The sequence below is a fragment of the Streptomyces sp. MMS24-W38 genome (assembly GCF_059889265.1).
Map to the genome: position 1 here is coordinate 3,586,872 of NZ_JCBCPP010000001.1, position 17,924 is coordinate 3,604,795.

The following is a 17,924-nucleotide window of genomic DNA, read 5'->3' on the forward strand; positions in this document are numbered from 1 at the left end:
GCCCGCCCCGCAACGGTTCCCCTCCCGTGGGCGGAGCCGCCACTAGCGTGGATGGCATGACGACTCCTGCGGATGTGCAGAACGTACGAGACCCGGAGCTGCCCGGGCGGCTGCTGACCGTCGAGCGGGACGCGCTGATCCCGTTGCTGCGGAGGAGGTCCGACGCGGACTTCGCGTTGCCGGTGGTGGCGTGTCCGGGGTGGACGGTGCGGGGGGTGCTGGCGCACTGCTCGGCCGCGCTGACGCGGGTGGTGGAGCGCCGGTTCGAGGAGGGGGTGTTCTCGCCCGAGTCGAACGACCGGGACATCGCCGAGCGGGCCGAATGGAGCAACCGGCGCGTCGTGGACGAGCTCGAGCGCGGGATGACCGAGGCCGGGCCGGTGATCGCGAAGGCGGACGGGGCGCTGGACGTCCTCGCGCTGGGCGAGTGGGTGCACGCGGGGGACGTGCGCGAGGCGTTCGGGGAGCCCGGCGCGTACGCGGGTGCGGGGCTGCCGTCCGCGTTCTCCCTGCTGGCCTACGTGACCGGTCGCAAGGGGCACCTTCCGCTGCATGCCGACCTCGACGACGTGGACGAGCCCCTGCGGCTGGGCGACACCTCGGGCCGGAGGCCCCCGGCGCGGTACATCGGGGACGGGCCGACGCTCGTACGGCTCTACGCGGGACGGCCGGTGGACGGCGCCGCGTACGAGCTGGCCGGGGCACAGGCGGCGGAGCTGAACATCTTCGACGAGTGAGGCGCGGCGAGGGCTCCAGGGGCGCGGATCCTCGGGTGGCGGGCGTAGGGTGGATTGGACTAGACCTCTAGTCGCCGCCGACCGATGCCGAGGAATGGGGTCCCATGAGCAAGCGTGCAGTCCTGGAGGTGATCGCCCTCGACGTCGAGGACGCCGTCGCCGCGCAGGCCGGGGGCGCGGACCGGCTCGAGCTGGTCACCGACATGGCCGCCGACGGGCTCACCCCGTCCGCCCGCACCGTCGCCGCCGTGCGCGGGGCCGTCGACATCCCGCCGCGGGTGATGCTGCGGCTGGCGGACGGGTTCGCCGCGGGTGACCTCGGCCGGCTGGTGGACACGGCGCGGGAGATGCGGGACGCGGGGGCCGAGGAGTTCGTCCTCGGGTTCCTGGACGCGGACGGCGGTGTGGATCTGGGCGCGGTGGAGCGGGTGGTCGGCGCGCTGGACGGCTGCCGCTGGACCTTCCACCGTGCCATCGACCGCGCCGCCGACCGCGACGCCCTGCGCAAGCAACTCGACGGGCTGCCGGGCCTCGACGCCTACCTCACGGCCGGCGCGCCCGGCGGGGTGGCCGACGGGCTGCCGACGCTGCTCGCCGAGGCCCGGCGAGGGGGGCAGGGCGAACCCGGGTACGAGCAGCAGCTGCTCGTGGGCGGCGGGCTGCGGCTGGAGCAGGTGCCCACGCTGCTCGGCGCCGGGATCCGTGCCTTTCACATCGGCGGCGCGGCGCGGCCGGACGGGTGGGACGGGCCCGTCTCGGCGGAGGCCGTGGCCGAGTGGCGCCGGGTGGTGGACGGGGGCTGACACCGGCTGACACCGGCTCCATGGGCCGGATCAGTTCAGCAAATGCTCCGGCAGCGGGGCCGCGTGGGTCACGATCAGGCCCGAGACCGCTCGGGTCAGGGCGACGTACAGGCGGCGCAGGCCGGTGCGTTCGTCGGGCTCGGCGTCGACGACCGCGCGGGGCTCGTCCAGGACGACGTAGTCGTACTCCAGGCCCTTCGCCAGGGACGCCGGGACCAGGGTGAGCCGGGTGTCGTGCGTCGTCTCCTGGCCGGGCGCGACGTGCCCGAGGCCCGCCGCGGTGAGTTCCCGGGCCAGTTCCGGGAAGCGGGCGTCCGTGGCGATCAGGCCGACCGAACCCTCGTGGCCCAGCAACTCACGGCAGGCCGACACCACTTCGCCGCTGCCGCTGATCGGGCGGACCTCGAAGAAGCCCGGGTTGTCACGGATCGACGCCACCGGCGTCAGCCCCGGCGCGATGTGCGGGAGCAGCCGGGAGGCGTACGCGATCACGTCCGTCGGGACGCGGAAACCCGCGGTCAACTCCTCGACAGCCGCGTCCCGTTTGCCCAGGTGGGCCAGTGCCTCCTGCCAACTCCGGGTCGCCCACGGGGTGGTGCCCTGTGCCAGGTCGCCGAGGACGGTCGCCGAGCCGGTGGTGCAGCGCCGGCCCACTGCCCGGTACTGCATGGGGGAGAGGTCCTGCGCCTCGTCGAGCACCACGTGCCCGAGGGAGGGGGTGCGCCGGATCAGGTCGGTGGCCTCGTCGATCAGGACCGCGTCGGCCGCCGACCACTTCGCGGACCGCACCGACCGCGCCGGCTTCGTCCACAGGATCGCCTTCTGCTCGTCCTCGTCCAGCAGTCCGGCCGCGTGATCGGCCAGGAAGTCCGGGTCCGCCAGCAGGCGCAGGACGAGTTTCGCCGGGTCGACGGCCGGCCAGACCGTCTTCACCGCCGCCTTCACCGCGCTGTTGCGGGCCACCGTGTCCTGCACCCTGTCGTCCGGCGCCTCCCCGGCACGCTCCATCCGCACCAGCACGGCGTGCGCGACGCGCTGCGGCAGGGCCTCGCGGGCGGCGCCGTAGCGGATGTCGCGGTCGAGCAACTGGCGGACGATCTCCTCCAGTTCGTACGCCGGTACCCGCCAGTGACGTGAGCCGCGTACGACGACGACCGGTTCGGTGGGCATCGTCACGTGCGCGTAGAGGGCCCGGCGCAGGACCTCGGCCATCCTCGCGTCGCCCTTGACGAGCGCGGCCCGCGCGTCGTCCGTCCCGCGCACCTCGACGTGGGCCACCAGGTCGTCCACCGTCGCCTGCCCGACCGCCAGTTCGCCCAGCGCGGGCAGCACCTGCTCGATGTAGTGCAGGAAGGACCGGTTCGGCCCGACGACCAGCGTGCCCGTGCGGGCCAGCCGCTCGCGGTGGGCGTACAGGAGGTACGCCACCCGGTGCAGGCCGACGGCGGTCTTCCCGGTGCCGGGGCCGCCCTGCACGCAGACGCTGCCCGACAGGCCGGACCGTACGATCTCGTCCTGCTCGGGCTGGATGGTGGCGACGATGTCCCGCATCGGGCCGACGCGCGGGCGCTCGATCTCCTGCTGGAGCAGCTTGCTGGTGACCGATGCCTCGGCCGGGTCGGACAGGTGCTCGTCCTCGTACGCCGTGAGGTCGCCACCGGTGTAGCCGAAACGGCGGCGCAGCGCGATGTCCATCGGGTCCTTCTTGGACGCCCGGTAGAACGGCTGCGAGACCGGCGCCCGCCAGTCGATCACCATCGGGTCGCCGTCGGCGTCGTGCACATGGCGGCGACCGACGTAGAAGACCTCGCCCTCGACTCCTTCCGCACCCTCGGCGCCCGGGGCGTGCAGGTAGTCGAGCCGGCCGAAGAACAGCGGGGTGTCGCTGAGGTCGGCCAGTGCCTTGACGCGCTCCGCCATCTGGCGTTCCAGGATCTGCGCGTTGACCCAGTTCGCGGTGACGTCACTCAGGTCGAGGGCCTCGACGTCCGCGCGCATGGCCCGCAGGGCGGTACGGGATGCGGCGAGGTGGGCGCGTTCGCGGTCCAGCGGGCCGGCATCGGCGGGCGCGGGCGTGGGGGCGGGTTCGGGGACGTGCGCGGGCACGGGGCTGCCTCCGGCTGGTGCTGACGGTGATGCCGCATGATCACGGCATGGCTGACCGGCCGGTTTCCGTCCGGGCGGTGGCGCTCCGGCGAGGGAGGCGGGAATCCCCGGACAACGCGGACAACGCGGACAGCGCTGACAGCGCTGACAGCGCTGACAACGCGGCCGGGGCGAGCGGGAGATTCTAGTCGGCCGCCGGCCCCGAGGGCGAACGGTTTCCCTCCCGGCCGTACCCCTCAGGGGTTCTCGAGGTTCCGGGTCCTCCTCGCAGGGGAGGCCGGCCGCCTCAGGGGGGACCGGGTGGGACCCGAAGCAGGGCCCGAGGGCTGATGCTCCGAACGGGTGATCCGGCGCACTCTGGACACATGAGCGCAGCGACCTTCATCGCAGGCGACCGGGCCGGTGACCGGGGCCCTTTGCGCCGCGGTGCCACCGCCACCGGCTCCGTCCACCACTGCCCGCACCGTGTCGGCAGCGCCCTGCGCGCCGTCAGGGTCTTCGCCGAGGCCTTCTTCTCGGTCACCGTCCTCGGCAAGTACGACGAGGAGGCCGGCGTCCGCCGCCGCTGATCACGTACGCGGCGGAAGCAGGCCCTCGACGACCTCCAGGGGCCAGGCGCCGTACGACGACGGCAGTGGCCCGCCCGGGGTCGCGGCCCGCGGCAGGTCTCCGGCGGGAGTCCCGGGCTGCGCCCGCATCGGTTCCGACGCCGACGGCGCCTCGGCCGGCGGGGCGAACGGCGGGAGGTCCTGCGTGCACCGCGCGCCCTTCGGCGGCAGCGTGCCGGTGAGGAAGTACCGCACCACGTGCCGTCCCACGCACGCACTCGGGTTGTCCAGCGCGGTGTGCCCGTAACCGTCCAGGGTCAGCAGCCGCGCGTCGCCCAGTTCCCCGACCATGTCCTGGGCCGCCCGGTACGGGGTGGAGGGGTCGTGGGTCGTGTTCACCACCAGCACCGGATGGGCGGTGGCCCGGTCCCACGGGCCGGTGTACGGGTCGGCCGCCCGGGCCGGCCACGTGGCGCACGGCTCGTTGGCCCACACCCACCAGCGAGCCAGCTCCCCGGACTCCGCCACCGCCCGCCGCTCCAGCTCGGGGTAGCGCAGTGGTGACCGCGGGTTGGGGCTCTCCGCGCACATCACCGCGAGCGGCTGCTCGAAGCCCGGGTAGCGCGCCGGGCCACCCGCCGGGACGCCTGGTGCCAGGAGGGGCCGGCCGGACCACAGCGCCTCCAGCAGGTCCGCGACACCGGTCCAGCCGGGGTGCACGGTGTAGAGCCCGCCGCGCACCTCGCTCACGGCCCTCGCGTACGTCCAGTCGCCGGCCGGCCGTGCGGCGAGGCGCCGCAGCAGGGTGTCGTACTTGTCGCGGGTGGCCGCCGGGGTGCCCGCCGAGAAGACGCAAGCGGTCACGGGTGCGCGCCCGCAGTGGTCGAGGAACTGCGCCAGCGTGTCGGCCGAACCGAGGTGGGAGCCGAGCCGCAGGAACGTGTTCACCTCCTCGGACCCACCCGCCGCCCCGCCCTCGCCCAGCCAGGCGAGCGGATCCACGTTCCCGTCCAGGACGAGCCGTCCGACCCGCTCGGGGAACAGGTTCGCGTAGGTCGCGCCGAGCAGTGTGCCGTACGAGACGCCCCAGTACCGCAGTTGCCGCTCGCCCACCGCGGCGCGCAGCAGGTCCAGATCGCGGGCGGTGTCGGCGGTCGAGACATGGCGCAGCAGTTGCGGATCGCGCTGCTCGCACCGCTTCGCGAGGTCGGCGTACGCGGCGGCGAACGCCTGCTGCTCGCGCTCGCCCACCGGGAACGGCGGGACCTTCGTCTGCCAGGCGGCGGCCTCCTCGGCGGTGTCGAAGCAGCGTACGGCCGTGCTCTCGCCGACCCCGCGCGGGTCCCAGCTGACGATGTCGTAGCGGTCCCGCAGTTCCTCCGGGAACCTGTCGTACAGCTGCGGCAGTCCCACGGTGCCGGGGCTGCCCGGGCCGCCGGGGTTGAAGAACAGCGTGCCGACCCGCCGGTCCGGCGCGGCGGCGCGGTGCCTGATCACCGCCAGCTCGATGGTGCGGTCCCCGGGGCGGGTGTGGTCCAGGGGCACGTTCGCCGTCGCGCACTCGAACCCGGTCTGCGCGACGTCCGGGCAGTCCCGCCACCGCAGCACCACGCCGTCGCCGCCGCCCGGTCCGCCCGCGGACGCCGGGCCGACCGCCCCGAGCAGCAGCACCAGTGCTCCGGCCGCCGCGCCGGCGGCTCGGGTGAGGGGTATCCGTGTGGCGGTGGCGGTCCGTGGCATGGGCAGGCCCTTCCCTCGCGGCGACCGGGAGTCGGGCCCGCGGCAGCGGACCCGCTGTCATACCATCGGCGGTCCGCCGACCGGGCAACCGACACGCGTCCGTTCGGGTGCTGAAGTGAGTGACCCGCCCCCGTCCGTCCGAGTACGTACGCCGATGCGCGGGCACCGGTCACGCGGCTTGACCGGGGCACCATGAGCCACGACCGCCTTCGCCCCCTGAGGCCCCCGGTGCCCCACCCGGCCGAGCGGGCCCGCCGGGCCTGGACGGCGCCCACCGTCGCGGCCGTGCTCCCGGCGGTCCCGGGACCGGTGGAGCTGCCGGTGGGAGCGATGTCCCCCGTGGCGACCGGCAGTCGCGGCCCCGACGACTGCTCGCAGGACCTGAGGACCGCCCTGGGCGTGGTCCTTTGGGCGAGGCTCCTCGGCGGCGTCCTCACCTTCTGCGCCTGGCTCACGTCCTGGCTGCCGCCCTGGAGAACCCGTAGGTCGGCCCCGTGTGTCGCGGCGGCCTTCCTCTCCCCGGTGCCGCCGCTGTTCATCATCCTGCCGGTGTTCGACCTTCCCGCCGGCGTTCGACCTTCCCGAGGGACGACGACCCGAGGGACGACGCTCCCGGGGACGACGCTCCCGGGGACGACGCCCCGGAGGCGCCCGCTCAGCTCTCCGCGAGGAGTTCGTCCGCGTCGACGATGCGGTAGGCGTAGCCCTGTTCCGCCAGGAAGCGCTGGCGGTGGGCCGCGAAGTCCTGGTCGATGGTGTCGCGGGCGACCACGGAGTAGAAGTGGGCCTGGTGGCCGTCCGCCTTGGGCCGCAGGACCCGGCCCAGCCGCTGGGCCTCCTCCTGCCGGGACCCGAAGGTGCCCGACACCTGGACGGCGACCGTGGCCTCCGGCAGGTCGACCGAGAAGTTCGCGACCTTGGACACGACCAGCACGCCGATCTCGCCCTGCCGGAACGCCTCGAACAGCTTCTCCCGCTGCGCGTTCGACGTCTCGCCCTTGATCACGGGGGCGTCCAGGTGCTCGCCCAGCTCGTCCAGCTGGTCGATGTACTGCCCGATGACGAGGATCTGCTGACCGGCGAAGCGGCGCACGATCGCCTCCGTCACCTTCCGCTTGGTGGCGGTCGTCGCGCAGAAGCGGTACTTCTCCTCGGTCTCCGCCGTCGCGTACGCGATCCGTTCGGAGTCGGTGAGGTTGACCCGGACCTCCACGCAGTCGGCGGGCGCGATGTAGCCCTGCGCCTCGATCTCCTTCCACGGCGCGTCGAACCGCTTCGGCCCGATCAGCGAGAACACGTCCGACTCGCGGCCGTCCTCACGCACCAGGGTCGCCGTCAGGCCGAGCCGCCGCCGGGCCTGCAGATCGGCCGTGAACTTGAAGACGGGGGCGGGCAGCAGGTGCACCTCGTCGTAGAGGATCAGGCCCCAGTCCCGGGAGTCGAAGAGTTCCAGGTGGGGGTAGACGCCCTTCCGACGGGTCGTCAGCACCTGGTAGGTGGCGATGGTGACGGGGCGGATCTCCTTCCTCGTCCCGCTGTACTCGCCGATCTCGTCCTCGGTCAGCGAGGTCCGCTTCACCAGCTCGTGCTTCCACTGCCGGGCCGAGACGGTGTTGGTGACCAGGATCAGCGTGGTCGACTTCGCCTGGGCCATCGAACCGGCGCCGACCAGCGTCTTGCCCGCGCCGCAGGGGAGGACGACCACGCCGGAGCCGCCGTGCCAGAAGTTCTCCACGGCCTGCTTCTGGTACGGGCGCAGCGCCCACCCGTCCTCGACCAGCTCGATGGGGTGCGCCTCGCCGTCCACGTACCCGGCGAGGTCCTCGGCGGGCCAGCCCAGCTTCAGCAGCGTCTGCTTGATCTGCCCGCGCTCCGAGGGGTGCACGGCGACGGTGTCCGGGTCGATGCGGGCGCCGACCAGCGGGGCGATCCGCTTGGAGCGCAGCACCTCCTCCAGTACGGGCCGGTCGGTGCTGGTGAGGACGAGGCCGTGTGCCGGGTGCTTGAGCAGGCTGAGCCGCCCGTAGCGGTCCATCGTCTCGGCGACGTCGACGAGCAGCGCGTGCGGCACCGGGTAGCGGCTGTACTGCACCAGCGCGTCCACCACCTGCTCGGCGTCATGGCCGGCGGCCCGCGCGTTCCACAGGCCGAGCGGGGTCACCCGGTAGGTGTGGATGTGCTCCGGGGCCCGCTCCAGTTCGGCGAAGGGCGCGATGGCGCGACGGCAGTCGTCCGCCTGCTCGTGGTCGACTTCCAGGAGAAGCGTCTTGTCGGACTGGACGATGAGCGGACCATTCACGCGCGGCTGCCTTTCTGCGACGGGCTCGGCACGGGCACAGCTCGGCCAAACGCCCAGTTTGCCTGATCGCCCGCCCTCCGGGATCCGGAGTGACGCCCGTCACTTTGGGTCCGGAGGGCGGGAGCTCGTCAGCGGATCGCCGGTGTACGTCAGCAGATCGGGCCCGGCTCGGCCGCTGTGGCCCGGAGCAGGTCGCGCACCAGGTCGAAGTCGATGGTCGCCGGATCCTCCGGCTTGCGGAACCGCAGACAGCCCTTGCCCATGTCCTGCCCGGCCAGCCGGTTCTCGAAGGCCGCACGGACGTCGCCACGCAGGAGGTAGAAGGACAGGTACTGCTTCTGGGAGGCGAAGGCGATCTCGGCCTTGCCGTCCCGTTCGTAGGCGGGCATGCCGTACGCCATCACCTCGGTGAAGCCCGGGAGCTCCGCCCTGCACAACCGCCGCAGTTCGGCCAGCGTGGCCCTGCGTGGCTCCGGGACCTCCGCGAGGTAGCTTTCGACGTCCTGCACCGTGCTCCGCACCATGGGTGGAGCCTACGCCGCGCCGCGGAGCGGGCTCAGCTTTCGTCGTCCGCCGGTTCTGCCAGTTCCGCGACGCCCGTGATCCGGTGCAGCGGATAGGTACGGACCTCGTCGGCGGTGTGGTCGTACGCCGTGACGAAGCCGCCCTCGACGCGGACCGGGGCGATGACGCGCTGGCTGGCCGCGCCCTCGGCGTTGACGTAGCCGATCCACAGCGCCTCGCCGGTGAGGACGGCGGCCTGCACGGTGGCGAGGGTCTCGGCGGACCCGGTGCGCGGCAGCTCGCCGCCCCCGCTCCCCGCTCCGGTCGCCTCCCCTGCCCCGGCCCGGGGCTTGCGGGGGGCGGTGGAGGCGAGGTCACCCGCCCGTACGGCCCGGATCGCCGCCGTGAGCAGGGTGTCGTCGGGCACCGGCGGCCCCTCCGGAACCGGCTCGGGCGGGGTGCGCGGCGGGGTGCGGCGGGCATGGGCGCGGGTGATCAGGACGTCGCCCTCGGCGGACTCGGCGGCCGGAGCGAACCCCATCTGGCGCAGCCCCTCCAGCAGGCCGGCCGGATCGGCCCGCGCGGCCAGCACGGTCGGCGCGAGACGGCGCAGCCCCAGCCCCGCGGCCCGCTTGTCGGCGAGGATCTCGTTCAGTACCGCTTCGTCGTCGCAGCGCACGTACGCGGAGGCCGCGCCCACCCGCAGATGCCCGTGCCTGCGGGCCACGTCGTCGATCAGATACGCCAGCGGCTGCGGAACCGGTGTGCGGGAGTGCGCCGCGAGGAAGGCGTGCAGGTCCGCGGCGGCCTGTCCGGCGTCCAGGGCACGGCGTACCGAGCCCGGCGTGAACCGGTAGACGGTCGCCCCGCCCTTCGACTCCACGTCCGCGAGTATGTCCAGCATGTCCGCGAGCGGCCGTTGCAGCGGGCCCGGCGCGACGGCCGTCAGGTCGGCCTGGAGCAGGACGTGGTCCAGCGGTTCGGGCAGCAGCGGGGCCAGCAGCCGGGCTGCGGCGGCGATGTTCCTCGGCTCGGCGGGGGAGAGGGGGGCCGGCTGCGGGGCCGACCGGTGGTGGACCGGCCGATGGTGGACCGGCAACCGGTCGCCCGGCCCCCGGGGCTCCGGTTCCGCCGTGGGGGCCGGTTTCGGCGCGGGCAGACCGAGCAGCGCCCGCCCGTGGGCCGACAGCGCCCCCCGGCCGGTGATCCCCAGCATCTCCGCCTCGGTGAGCGTCCACCGGGCGAGCCGGGAGCGCAGGTCCTCGCCGTCGCCCCCGCCGGCGCGCGGCGGGCGTTCCCACCGCAGCCGCGCCCACACCGTCTCGGCCACCGGAGCCGCCCCCTCCGGAAGCCCCGCCAGCAGCGCCAGCACCCGGTGCCGCACCTCGGGCGCCGCCGACCGGTCGAGCCCCGGGCCGAGCGCCGCCACCGTGTGGTCCTTCGCGTCCCGCCCGCCGACCAGCCCCGGGGTCCGGGTCGCCGCCAGCCACGCCGTGGCCAGCACCGTCCAGCGCTCGGCGGCGGGCCGCTCCAGCCAGGTGTCGTAGGCCGGGGTCGCCGCGTACCGCTCGTCGGCCTCCCCGTCGGAGGCCAACAATCCCGCCGCGTAGGCCAGTTCGACCCAGAACGCGGCGACCGGCTCGGGCACGTCCAGGGCGACGGCGGTCCGCTTCAGGTCCCGCACGCTCAGCCCGCCGGACCGCAGCACCGTCGGACCGCCCTCGTCCCAGTCCTTCAGCAGCTCCTCGACGGTCGCCAGCGCCGTGTACGCCTGCCCGGCCGCCGCCGCGTCCACAGCCTGTGGACGGTGCGCGGTCGCAGGCACGGGTTCAACAGGTGGCGCCACCGGTTCGGTCACCCGGTGCGCCCGCCCGCCCCGCAGATGCAGCGCCACCTCACGCGGCAGGACGACCGTCCCGGGCCCCGTCGGCAGCAGCAGCCCCCGGTCCAGCAGCAGGCGCAGCCGGGGCGCCGGCTCGGCGGTGACCTGGCCGTAGGGCGGTCCCCACACCAGCCGCTCCAGCACCTCCATCGACTCGGACGGCACCTCGGCGAGCAACGCCGACATCCGCGCCCGGTCCGTGAACAGCCCGGTCAGGGCGGTCACCGCGGAGACCGAGTCATGGGTGGACGGCAGCCCGGCCGCCGTGACGATCTCCTGGATCCGCCCCGGGGACATCCCGGCCGTCGCCTCCCGCACGCTCGGGCCGAGACCGGTCGGCGAGGGGTGCTGCGCGGAGGGGGAGAGCAGCTCACGGGCCGTGCGGACCAGCCGCATCCGGTCGTCGCCGCCCCACACCAGCGCCTGTTCGCGCAGTGTCCGCACGGCCTGCGGCAGCGCGGCGGACACCGCGGGGTCGCCCTCGTCGCCCGCCAGCAGCCCGAGCAGCTCGTCGTACGACGCCGGATCGGCCGCCACGGCCAGCGCCTGCGCGGTCTGCAGCGCGAACCGGTCCAGCCGCTCCAGGGCCCGCACGACCGAGGCACGGGTCCCGGCCCGGGTGGCGAGCTGGGTGAGGTCGGTGGGCACGGGCGTGATGAGGTCCGGCCTGCTGCGCAGGAGCGCGGCAAGCCCGGCGTCGTCCCGTCCCCGGAGTGCCTCCGCGAGGGATCGGGGGGCCGCCGCGGGCTTCTCCTCGGTGCTCATCCGCCTCACGGTAGCGGGTGGGTACGCCGGTGGGGTGCGCGGAGTTGGGACGGCCGGCCGGACTCGCGGTACCGTCGTCCGACGTCGTGTACCAACGCATCCGCCCCGGAGGGGACTTCGTGGGTATCGAGAGTGACCAGGTCGTCTACGAGTACCTGAGCCGCGTCGGCGACGTGGCGCAGCAGCGGCAGCTGCCGTCGGCGACCCGGATGGGTCTGGTCGCCCGGCTGCGCGACGAGATCGACCGGCGCCGGGCGAGGTCCGCGGTCGACTCCCCGGCCGCCGTGCGCCGCATCATCTCCCGCATGGGCACCCCGGACGAGGTCGTGGCGGCGGCCGCGGACCCCTCCGGGACGGCCGGGGCGGCCGGGACCGGCGGCGCGGATCTCCGGCCGGAGGGGCCCACCGCGAACAGACCCGCACCGCCGCCCGCCGCGGTCCCCGCCCAGCGGAGCGGGGACCGCGGCGGGCGCGCGAGGGACGTCCTGCGCCGCGCCGTCCCCCGCCCCCGTCCGGCCGGGAACCCGCACCCCGCGCCCCCCTCCACCGGCGTACCGTCCCCGCCGCACCAGGCCGGTACGGACGAACTCGGGGACAGCACCACCCAGCCCGACTGGTGGCGGGTGGACGACAGCCCCTTCGGCGTCGGCGACGAGGTCACCGGTTTCGTCGGCGGCGTGGAGATCCCCGAACTGCTCAAGCCCCCGCCGTCGAGGGAACCGGACGGGACGAAGGGCCCCCACGGGAAGACGCCCGCGCCGGCCGCCGTCGAAGCCGGACCCGGAACCGAGGCCGAGACCGGAACCGGCTCCGCCGGGCGCCGGTTCCCACGCCTCCCGTCCGGCCGCTGGAGCAACCCCCTGCTCCTGGTCGCCGCGGGCCTGCTGGTCGTGGGCGCCCTCCTGGGCAACTGGTTCGCCCTGCTCCTCGGCTGGGTCATCGCCTACGCCTCCCGCCGCCTCACCCAGGCCGAGATCAAGTGGGCGGTCGTCGTCCTGCCGGGCCTCGCGACCGCGGGCGGGATCGTCTGGCTCTGGGGCCGGACCGAGGAACGCTGGGGCACCCCCATCGCCGACGGCACCATGGACGACGCCGTCTCCGAGACCTGGCCCTGGGTGGTCCGGGCCGCGGCGGTGGCCTCGGCCCTGTTCCTCGCCTGGCGCTCCCAACGCCCCCGCTGACCTCGCAAGAGTCGCAGGCACAATGGCGGGTATGGCCTTTATGACCCCTCCTCCGTCCGCCCCGTTTCCGTCCGCGCCGCTCACCGTCGGCTTCGACCTCGACATGACGCTCATCGACTCCCGGCCCGGTATCCGCGCCTGTTACCTGGCGCTGGCCGAGCGGACCGGCACCCACATAGACGCCGATCTCGTCGTCACCCGGCTGGGGCCGCCCCTGGAGGACGAACTGGTCAACTGGTTCCCGGCCGAGCGGGTCGAGGAGGCGGCGGACCTGTACCGGGCGATGTACCCGACGTACGCCATAGCCCCCACGCCGGCGCTGCCCGGCGCCCGCGACGCCATGGCGGCCGTACGGGAGGCGGGCGGACGCGCGATCGTCGTCACCGCGAAGCACGAGCCCAACGCCAAGCTGCACCTCGCCCACCTCGGCATCGAACCGGACGCGGTGATCGGCGATCTGTGGGCCGAGCAGAAGGCGTTGGCGCTGCGCGAGTACGACGCGGGTGTGTACGTCGGCGACCATGTGGGTGATGTGCGCGGCGCGCGGACCGCCGGAGCGCTGGCGGTCGCGGTCGCCACCGGCCCGTGCGACCCGGCGGAACTGCGCGCGGCGGGCGCGGACGTCGTCCTCGCCGACCTGACCGAATTCCCCGGCTGGCTCTCGGACCACCGCTCGGCACGCCCCTGATGGCTCACCGCCCGGGGCGCGCCTGACGGCTCACCGCGCGGGGCGCGCCTGACGGCTCACCGCGCGGGGCGCGCCTGACGGGGCCGGTGCCCGGCGCGCGCCTTGGCGGGGTGCTGCCCGGCGGGGGCCTGACGGCTCAGCGTGCGGCGCGCCCGCGGCGGCTGACCGCGCGGCAGGCGTCTGACGGGGTCACTGCCCGGCGCGTGCCTGACGGCGGCCCGCCGCGACCGAGCGGAGTACTCCCGCGCCGGCCATCAGGAATCCGACCCCCATGAGCATGCTCAGTACGAACATGTACGTCGGAAAGGGCTCCATACCGAAAAACAACGGGGCCACCGTGACCAGAGTGGCCACGGCACCGATGATGAAGACGACGCCGCCGGCCCGGACCAGGCCGTCGCCGGGCGCCGTGGAATTCGCTTGGGTTTTGTCAGCCACCGGACCAGGGTAGTTCCTGGCCGGAGGGAACTACCGGGCGACGTCTTGTCACCTGCCCGAAGACCATTAGCCTTGGTTGCGGCGGGTCACCAGGACCCGCCCGAGCGTTATCAAGAGCAGTTTTCAGAAGCGGTTTCCCGACGAGTACGAGGACGAGGACAGACGTGCCCACCGGCAAAGTCAAGTGGTTCAACAGTGAGAAGGGCTTCGGCTTTCTCTCCCGCGACGACGGCGGTGACGTCTTCGTCCATTCCTCGGTCCTCCCCGCCGGAGTCGAGACACTGAAGCCGGGTCAGCGGGTGGAGTTCGGCGTGGTCGCCGGGCAGCGAGGTGACCAGGCCCTGTCCCTGACCGTCATCGACCCGACCCCGTCGGTCGCGGCGGCCCAGCGCAAGAAGCCCGACGAGCTGGCCTCCATCGTCCAGGACCTGACGACCCTGTTGGAGAACCTCACGCCGAACCTGGAGAAGGGCCGCTACCCGGACCGCACCTCCGGGAAGCAGATCGCCGGGCTCCTGCGCGCCGTCGCCGACCAGCTGGACGTCTGACCCGGCCGGACGTCCGGTACCGGTACGGGTCAGGGGAACCGCAGTGCGTCCGGGCCGAGGGGCGGTACCAGTCCCTCGGCCGCCGCACGCGTCAGCAGGCCCCGTACGGCCGCGTAGCCGTCCTCGCCGAGGTCGGCGGTGAACTCGTTGACGTACAGCCCGATGTGCTGGTCGGCGACGGCCGGGTCCATCTCCTGGGCGTGCGCCATGACGTACGGCCGCGCCGTCTCGGGGTCGTCCCAGGCGGCCCGTACGGAGCCGCGGATCGAGTCGGCGAGCAGGGTCAGCGTCCGCGCTCCGAGGGACCGCCTGGCGATGATCGCGCCCAGCGGGATCGGCAGCCCGGTGGTCCGCTCCCAGTGCTCACCCATGTCCGCGAGCCGGTGCAGTCCGTAGTCCTGGTACGTGAAGCGCGCCTCGTGGATGACGAGCCCGGCGTCCACCTTTCCGTCCCGTACGGCGGGCATGATCTCGTGGAACGGCATCACCACGATCTCCCCGACCCCACCGGGCACCACGTCCGCCGCCCACAGCCGGAACAGCAGGTACGCCGTCGACTTCTCGCTGGGCACGGCGACCGTGCGCCCGGTGAGTTCCCCGGGCTCCCTGGTCAGCACCAGCGGTCCGCAGCCCCGGCCCAGCGCGCCCCCGCAGGGCAGCAGCGCGTACTCGTCGAGGACGTAGGGGAGGGCCGCGTACGACACCTTCAGCACGTCCGACTCGCCGCGCTCGGCCATGCCGTTGGTGACGTCGATGTCGGCGAAGGTGACGTCGAGGGCCGGCGCGCCGGGGACGCGGCCGTGCGCGAGGGCGTCGAAGACGAAGGTGTCGTTCGGGCAGGGGGAGTACACGATCCCCAGTCGCTGCTGCTCAACTGTCATACCGGTTCCAACTCTCCAGGACGGGCGCGATCTTCCCGAAGCCCTCGGTGAGGGCGTTCAGGGCGTCACCGACACGCCAGGCGGCGCGGTCGCGCGGGCCGACGGGGTTCGACACCGCCCGTATCTCCAGCACGGGTACGCCGTGCGCGGCGGCGGCCTCGGCGACGCCGAAGCCCTCCATGGCCTCGGCGAGCGCGCCGGGGTGGCGGTCGCGGAGCAGGGCGGCGCGGGCCGCGGTGCCGGTCACCGTCGACACGGTGAGCACGGCACCGGTGAGCGCGCCGGACGCGGCGGCCACCTCCCGGACCAGGGCGACGGGGGGACGGTGGGTGACGGTGCCGAAGCCGAGGTCGGTCACCGGCAGGAAGCCGTCGGCCGTCTCGGCGCCCAGGTCGGCGGCGGTGATCTCGTCGGCGACGACGAGCGAGGCGAGGGGCGCGTGCGGCGGGAAACCGCCGGCGATCCCGGCCGAGACGACCAGGCCGTAGGGGCGGCCGTCCAGAGCGGCGGCGGTGAGCGCGGTGGCCGTGGAGGCGGCGGCGAGGGCCGGGCCGACACCGGCGGCGATCAGATCGGGGCCGTCGGCGATCTCGACGACACTCGCCCCGGGCAGGGCCCTCTCCTGCGCGGCACCCGGGAATGCCCGGGCCACCGCGTCCCGTTCGGCGGGGACGGCGGTGGCCACGAGGACGCCTCCCCGCGCTCCAGGTCCCCTGGGAGCGGGGGGCGTCCCGGCGGACGGCGTGATCAGGCTTCCTTCTTCAGCCGGAAGGACCACAGGCCCGTGGCCTCGTTCTCGCCCTGCTTGATCGACACCAGGGTCGAGTTGCCCTGTGCGCCGTACTGGGCGTTGAAGAACACGCTGCCGGGGATGGTGCGGTAGGTCTTGGTGCTGGAGTCGGTCAGCGGCTGACCGTTCATCAGGATCGTCCAGCCCTTGTCGGCGAGGTCCGGGTCGACACCGAAGCGCACGGTCTCGTCCGGGTCGACCGAGATCTCCTTGATGTCCTTGTCCTTCAGGCACGACGTCAGGTCGGCGGCCTTCAGGGCCTTGCCCTCACCGCCGCAGGTGGCCTCGGAGGACACCGAGTCACCGCCCACGGTGATCGTGGACATCGCCGTCGGCTTCTCACAGGCCGACAGGACGAGCAGTCCGGCGGATACGGCACCGGCGGCGACGACGGCACGGCGCCGTCGCACAGCGCGGTCACTTCGAGCGGCTGTGCCGCGGGGCAACGTGGTCATGGGCGAAGGTTATCGGGCACGTCCGGTCAGCTTCCCACGTGGGGGTACGGCGTGGCCGGAGCGTTACGCCACTCGCGCGCGTCCGTGGCCCCCGTGCCGGGCGGAGCCGATCAGCGCGCGGACGGTGGTCAGCCAGCCCGTGGTGACGATCGCGGCGCCCACCGCGAGGCCCAGCGACCCGATCAGCGGCATCGCGATACCGATCGCCCCGCCCAGCACCCACGACATCTGCAGCAGCGTCTCGGAGCGTGCGAACGCCGACGTGCGGACCGTCTCGGGCACGTCCCGCTGGATCAGCGCGTCCAGGGACAGCTTGGCCAGCGCCTGCGCGAAGCCGGCGACCCCGGCGAGGCAGGCCACCACGACCGTGCCGAACAGCGCCGCCGCCGTGATCGCCGCGGTCGCCACACAGGCCACCACCATCACGATGATGATCTCCGGCGCGCGGGACCTGAGCGACGCCCCGACGGCCGTACCGAGCGCGTTGCCCGTGCCCGCCGCCACCCCCACGACGCCCAGGGACACGGCGGCGCTCTGGCCGGTCATCGGATGCTCGCGCAGCAGGAACGCGAGGAAGAAGATCAGGAAGCCGGTCAGGCAGCGGATGGAGGCGTTGGCGGCCAGCGCGTGGGTGACGGCCGGGCCGACCGTGCGCAGGCCGGGCCGCTTGACGGGCTTGCGGTGCGGGCCGTGCAGATGGGTCTCGTCCGCCGCGAGCAGCGCCGTGTGCTCGCCCTTGGCGGAGTCCACCTTCGACGGCAGCCGGAAGGACAGGAACATGCCCGTGACGAAGAGCACGAACGCGCCGTACAGCGGCCAGCGCGGTCCGATCTGGTGCAGCCCCGCGCCGATCGGTGCCGCGATGCCGGTGGCCAGCAGCCCGCCGAGGGTGACCCGCGAGTTGGCTTTCACCAGGGAGAACGCGGGCGGCAGCAGTCGGGGCACGACGGCGCTTCTGACCACCCCGTACGCCTTGGAGGAGACCAGTACGCCGAGCGCGGCCGGATACAGCTCGATGCCGCCGGTGACCACCGCGCCGGACAGCACCAGGGCGAGCAGCGCGCGGGCGAGCATCGCGCCCGCCATCGCGGCCCGGCGGCCGTGCGGGAGGCGGTCCAGGAGCGGGCCGATCACCGGGGCCAGGAGGGTGAACGGCGCCATCGTGATGGCGAGGTAGAGCGCGACCCGGCCGCGTGCCTCGTCCGTCGGCACGGAGAAGAAGACGGTGGACGCGAGCGCGACGGTGATCATGACGTCGCCGGCGCCGTTCACACCGTGCAGCTCGATCAGTTTGCCGAGCCCGGACTCCCCGGCGCCGTGCGCGTGGGTGGCCCGGCGGATTCCGCGTGCGGTTCCGGTCACCGGGAAGCGCAGGACGCGGCCGACCGCGCGCAGACGGCCGCCCGGCCTGTCCGCTGTGAGGCGTCGGGCCTTCCCTTTGACTCTGGCCCCGTTCGGCCCACCGGTCCCGGTGGCGCCCTGGGGTGTCCTCGCGGTAGCCACGACGTTCATAGTGCCCGATACGGCGGTCCGTAGTGCCCCAACCGCCTCGACGGCCC

The 17,924-nt window shown here is 73.9% G+C and carries 16 protein-coding genes; 6 read left to right on the top strand and 10 right to left on the bottom strand.

The window, feature by feature from the left end; translation table 11 throughout:
• Positions 1-56 precede the first annotated feature (56 nt).
• Together AC6F7H_RS15300 and AC6F7H_RS15305 are read left to right on the top strand one after the other, a co-directional pair.
• A complete protein-coding gene (locus AC6F7H_RS15300) occupies positions 57-737 on the top strand; it encodes a maleylpyruvate isomerase family mycothiol-dependent enzyme (RefSeq protein WP_500757526.1) in 681 nt (226 codons plus the stop codon).
• A gap of 104 nt (positions 738-841) precedes the next feature.
• Positions 842-1,540 carry a copper homeostasis protein CutC gene (locus AC6F7H_RS15305; RefSeq protein ID WP_500757527.1) on the top strand — a complete coding sequence of 233 codons (699 nt, stop codon included), beginning with the start codon at positions 842-844 and terminating at the stop codon, positions 1,538-1,540.
• Positions 1,541-1,570: 30 nt separating this feature from the next.
• Here the strand turns inward: AC6F7H_RS15305 and AC6F7H_RS15310 are convergent, their stop codons facing one another.
• Positions 1,571-3,646 carry a HelD family protein gene (locus AC6F7H_RS15310; RefSeq protein WP_500757528.1) on the bottom strand — a complete coding sequence of 692 codons (2,076 nt, stop codon included), beginning with the start codon at positions 3,644-3,646 and terminating at the stop codon, positions 1,571-1,573.
• A 365-nt stretch (positions 3,647-4,011) separates the two neighbouring features.
• Here AC6F7H_RS15310 and AC6F7H_RS15315 point away from each other — a divergent pair, with 365 nt between their 5' ends.
• Positions 4,012-4,215, top strand: coding sequence for a hypothetical protein (locus AC6F7H_RS15315; RefSeq protein ID WP_500757529.1), 204 nt, complete (start codon positions 4,012-4,014; stop codon positions 4,213-4,215).
• Here AC6F7H_RS15315 and AC6F7H_RS15320 read toward each other — a convergent pair whose 3' ends face one another.
• The 4 genes from AC6F7H_RS15320 to AC6F7H_RS15335 form a co-directional block, all read right to left on the bottom strand.
• A complete protein-coding gene (locus AC6F7H_RS15320) occupies positions 4,216-5,934 on the bottom strand; it encodes an alpha/beta hydrolase (RefSeq protein ID WP_500757530.1) in 1,719 nt (572 codons plus the stop codon).
• A 655-nt stretch (positions 5,935-6,589) separates the two neighbouring features.
• Positions 6,590-8,233, bottom strand: a complete 1,644-nt coding sequence (locus tag AC6F7H_RS15325) for a DNA repair helicase XPB (RefSeq protein WP_500757531.1) — start codon at positions 8,231-8,233, stop codon at positions 6,590-6,592.
• Between the two features lie 149 nt (positions 8,234-8,382).
• Positions 8,383-8,757 (bottom strand): iron chaperone, encoded by a 375-nt coding sequence (locus AC6F7H_RS15330; RefSeq protein ID WP_500757532.1) that lies wholly within the window; start codon positions 8,755-8,757, stop codon positions 8,383-8,385.
• Between the two features lie 32 nt (positions 8,758-8,789).
• On the bottom strand, positions 8,790-11,384 hold the full coding sequence (locus AC6F7H_RS15335) for a helicase C-terminal domain-containing protein (protein WP_500757533.1): 2,595 nt from the start codon (positions 11,382-11,384) through the stop codon (positions 8,790-8,792).
• Between the two features lie 119 nt (positions 11,385-11,503).
• On the opposite strand from AC6F7H_RS15335, the gene AC6F7H_RS15340 reads away from it, so the two are divergent.
• Positions 11,504-12,565: a hypothetical protein gene (locus AC6F7H_RS15340; RefSeq protein ID WP_500757534.1), complete on the top strand. Its 1,062-nt coding sequence runs from the start codon at positions 11,504-11,506 to the stop codon at positions 12,563-12,565.
• A gap of 31 nt (positions 12,566-12,596) precedes the next feature.
• Positions 12,597-13,253, top strand: a complete 657-nt coding sequence (locus tag AC6F7H_RS15345) for an HAD family hydrolase (RefSeq protein WP_500757535.1) — start codon at positions 12,597-12,599, stop codon at positions 13,251-13,253.
• A 189-nt stretch (positions 13,254-13,442) separates the two neighbouring features.
• Here the strand turns inward: AC6F7H_RS15345 and AC6F7H_RS15350 are convergent, their stop codons facing one another.
• Complete coding sequence (locus AC6F7H_RS15350; protein WP_500757536.1) at positions 13,443-13,691, bottom strand: hypothetical protein; 249 nt, start codon at positions 13,689-13,691, stop codon at positions 13,443-13,445.
• A 164-nt stretch (positions 13,692-13,855) separates the two neighbouring features.
• Here AC6F7H_RS15350 and AC6F7H_RS15355 point away from each other — a divergent pair, with 164 nt between their 5' ends.
• Entirely contained in the window at positions 13,856-14,239 is a 384-nt protein-coding gene (locus AC6F7H_RS15355; RefSeq protein ID WP_202278384.1) for a cold-shock protein, read from the top strand.
• Between the two features lie 29 nt (positions 14,240-14,268).
• On the opposite strand, the gene AC6F7H_RS15360 is transcribed toward AC6F7H_RS15355, so the two are convergent.
• The 4 genes from AC6F7H_RS15360 to AC6F7H_RS15375 all read right to left on the bottom strand — a co-directional run bounded on the left by AC6F7H_RS15360 (position 14,269) and on the right by AC6F7H_RS15375 (position 17,868).
• The gene (locus AC6F7H_RS15360; protein WP_500757537.1) at positions 14,269-15,120 is read right to left on the bottom strand and encodes a 1,4-dihydroxy-6-naphtoate synthase; all 852 of its coding nucleotides are present in this window, start codon (positions 15,118-15,120) and stop codon (positions 14,269-14,271) included.
• Positions 15,110-15,805, bottom strand: coding sequence for a futalosine hydrolase (locus AC6F7H_RS15365; RefSeq protein ID WP_500757538.1), 696 nt, complete (start codon positions 15,803-15,805; stop codon positions 15,110-15,112). The genes AC6F7H_RS15360 and AC6F7H_RS15365 overlap by 11 nt, the downstream gene beginning before the upstream one ends.
• Positions 15,806-15,867: 62 nt before the next feature.
• Positions 15,868-16,365, bottom strand: coding sequence for a DUF2771 domain-containing protein (locus AC6F7H_RS15370; RefSeq protein WP_500757539.1), 498 nt, complete (start codon positions 16,363-16,365; stop codon positions 15,868-15,870).
• Positions 16,366-16,428: 63 nt separating this feature from the next.
• Entirely contained in the window at positions 16,429-17,868 is a 1,440-nt protein-coding gene (locus AC6F7H_RS15375) for an MFS transporter (RefSeq protein WP_500757540.1), read from the bottom strand.
• Positions 17,869-17,924 lie beyond the last annotated feature (56 nt).

What these genes read in the sequence shown, in the direction of transcription:
- AC6F7H_RS15330 (WP_500757532.1), bottom strand. Translation starts at nt 8,757, where the DNA reads ATGGTGCGGAGCACGGTGCAGGACGTCGAAAGCTACCTCGCGGAGGTC.
- AC6F7H_RS15315 (WP_500757529.1), top strand. Translation starts at nt 4,012, where the DNA reads ATGAGCGCAGCGACCTTCATCGCAGGCGACCGGGCCGGTGACCGGGGC.
- AC6F7H_RS15320 (WP_500757530.1), bottom strand. Translation starts at nt 5,934, where the DNA reads ATGCCACGGACCGCCACCGCCACACGGATACCCCTCACCCGAGCCGCC.
- AC6F7H_RS15300 (WP_500757526.1), top strand. Translation starts at nt 57, where the DNA reads ATGACGACTCCTGCGGATGTGCAGAACGTACGAGACCCGGAGCTGCCC.
- AC6F7H_RS15360 (WP_500757537.1), bottom strand. Translation starts at nt 15,120, where the DNA reads ATGACAGTTGAGCAGCAGCGACTGGGGATCGTGTACTCCCCCTGCCCG.
- AC6F7H_RS15345 (WP_500757535.1), top strand. Translation starts at nt 12,597, where the DNA reads ATGGCCTTTATGACCCCTCCTCCGTCCGCCCCGTTTCCGTCCGCGCCG.
- AC6F7H_RS15335 (WP_500757533.1), bottom strand. Translation starts at nt 11,384, where the DNA reads ATGAGCACCGAGGAGAAGCCCGCGGCGGCCCCCCGATCCCTCGCGGAG.
- AC6F7H_RS15305 (WP_500757527.1), top strand. Translation starts at nt 842, where the DNA reads ATGAGCAAGCGTGCAGTCCTGGAGGTGATCGCCCTCGACGTCGAGGAC.
- AC6F7H_RS15370 (WP_500757539.1), bottom strand. Translation starts at nt 16,365, where the DNA reads ATGACCACGTTGCCCCGCGGCACAGCCGCTCGAAGTGACCGCGCTGTG.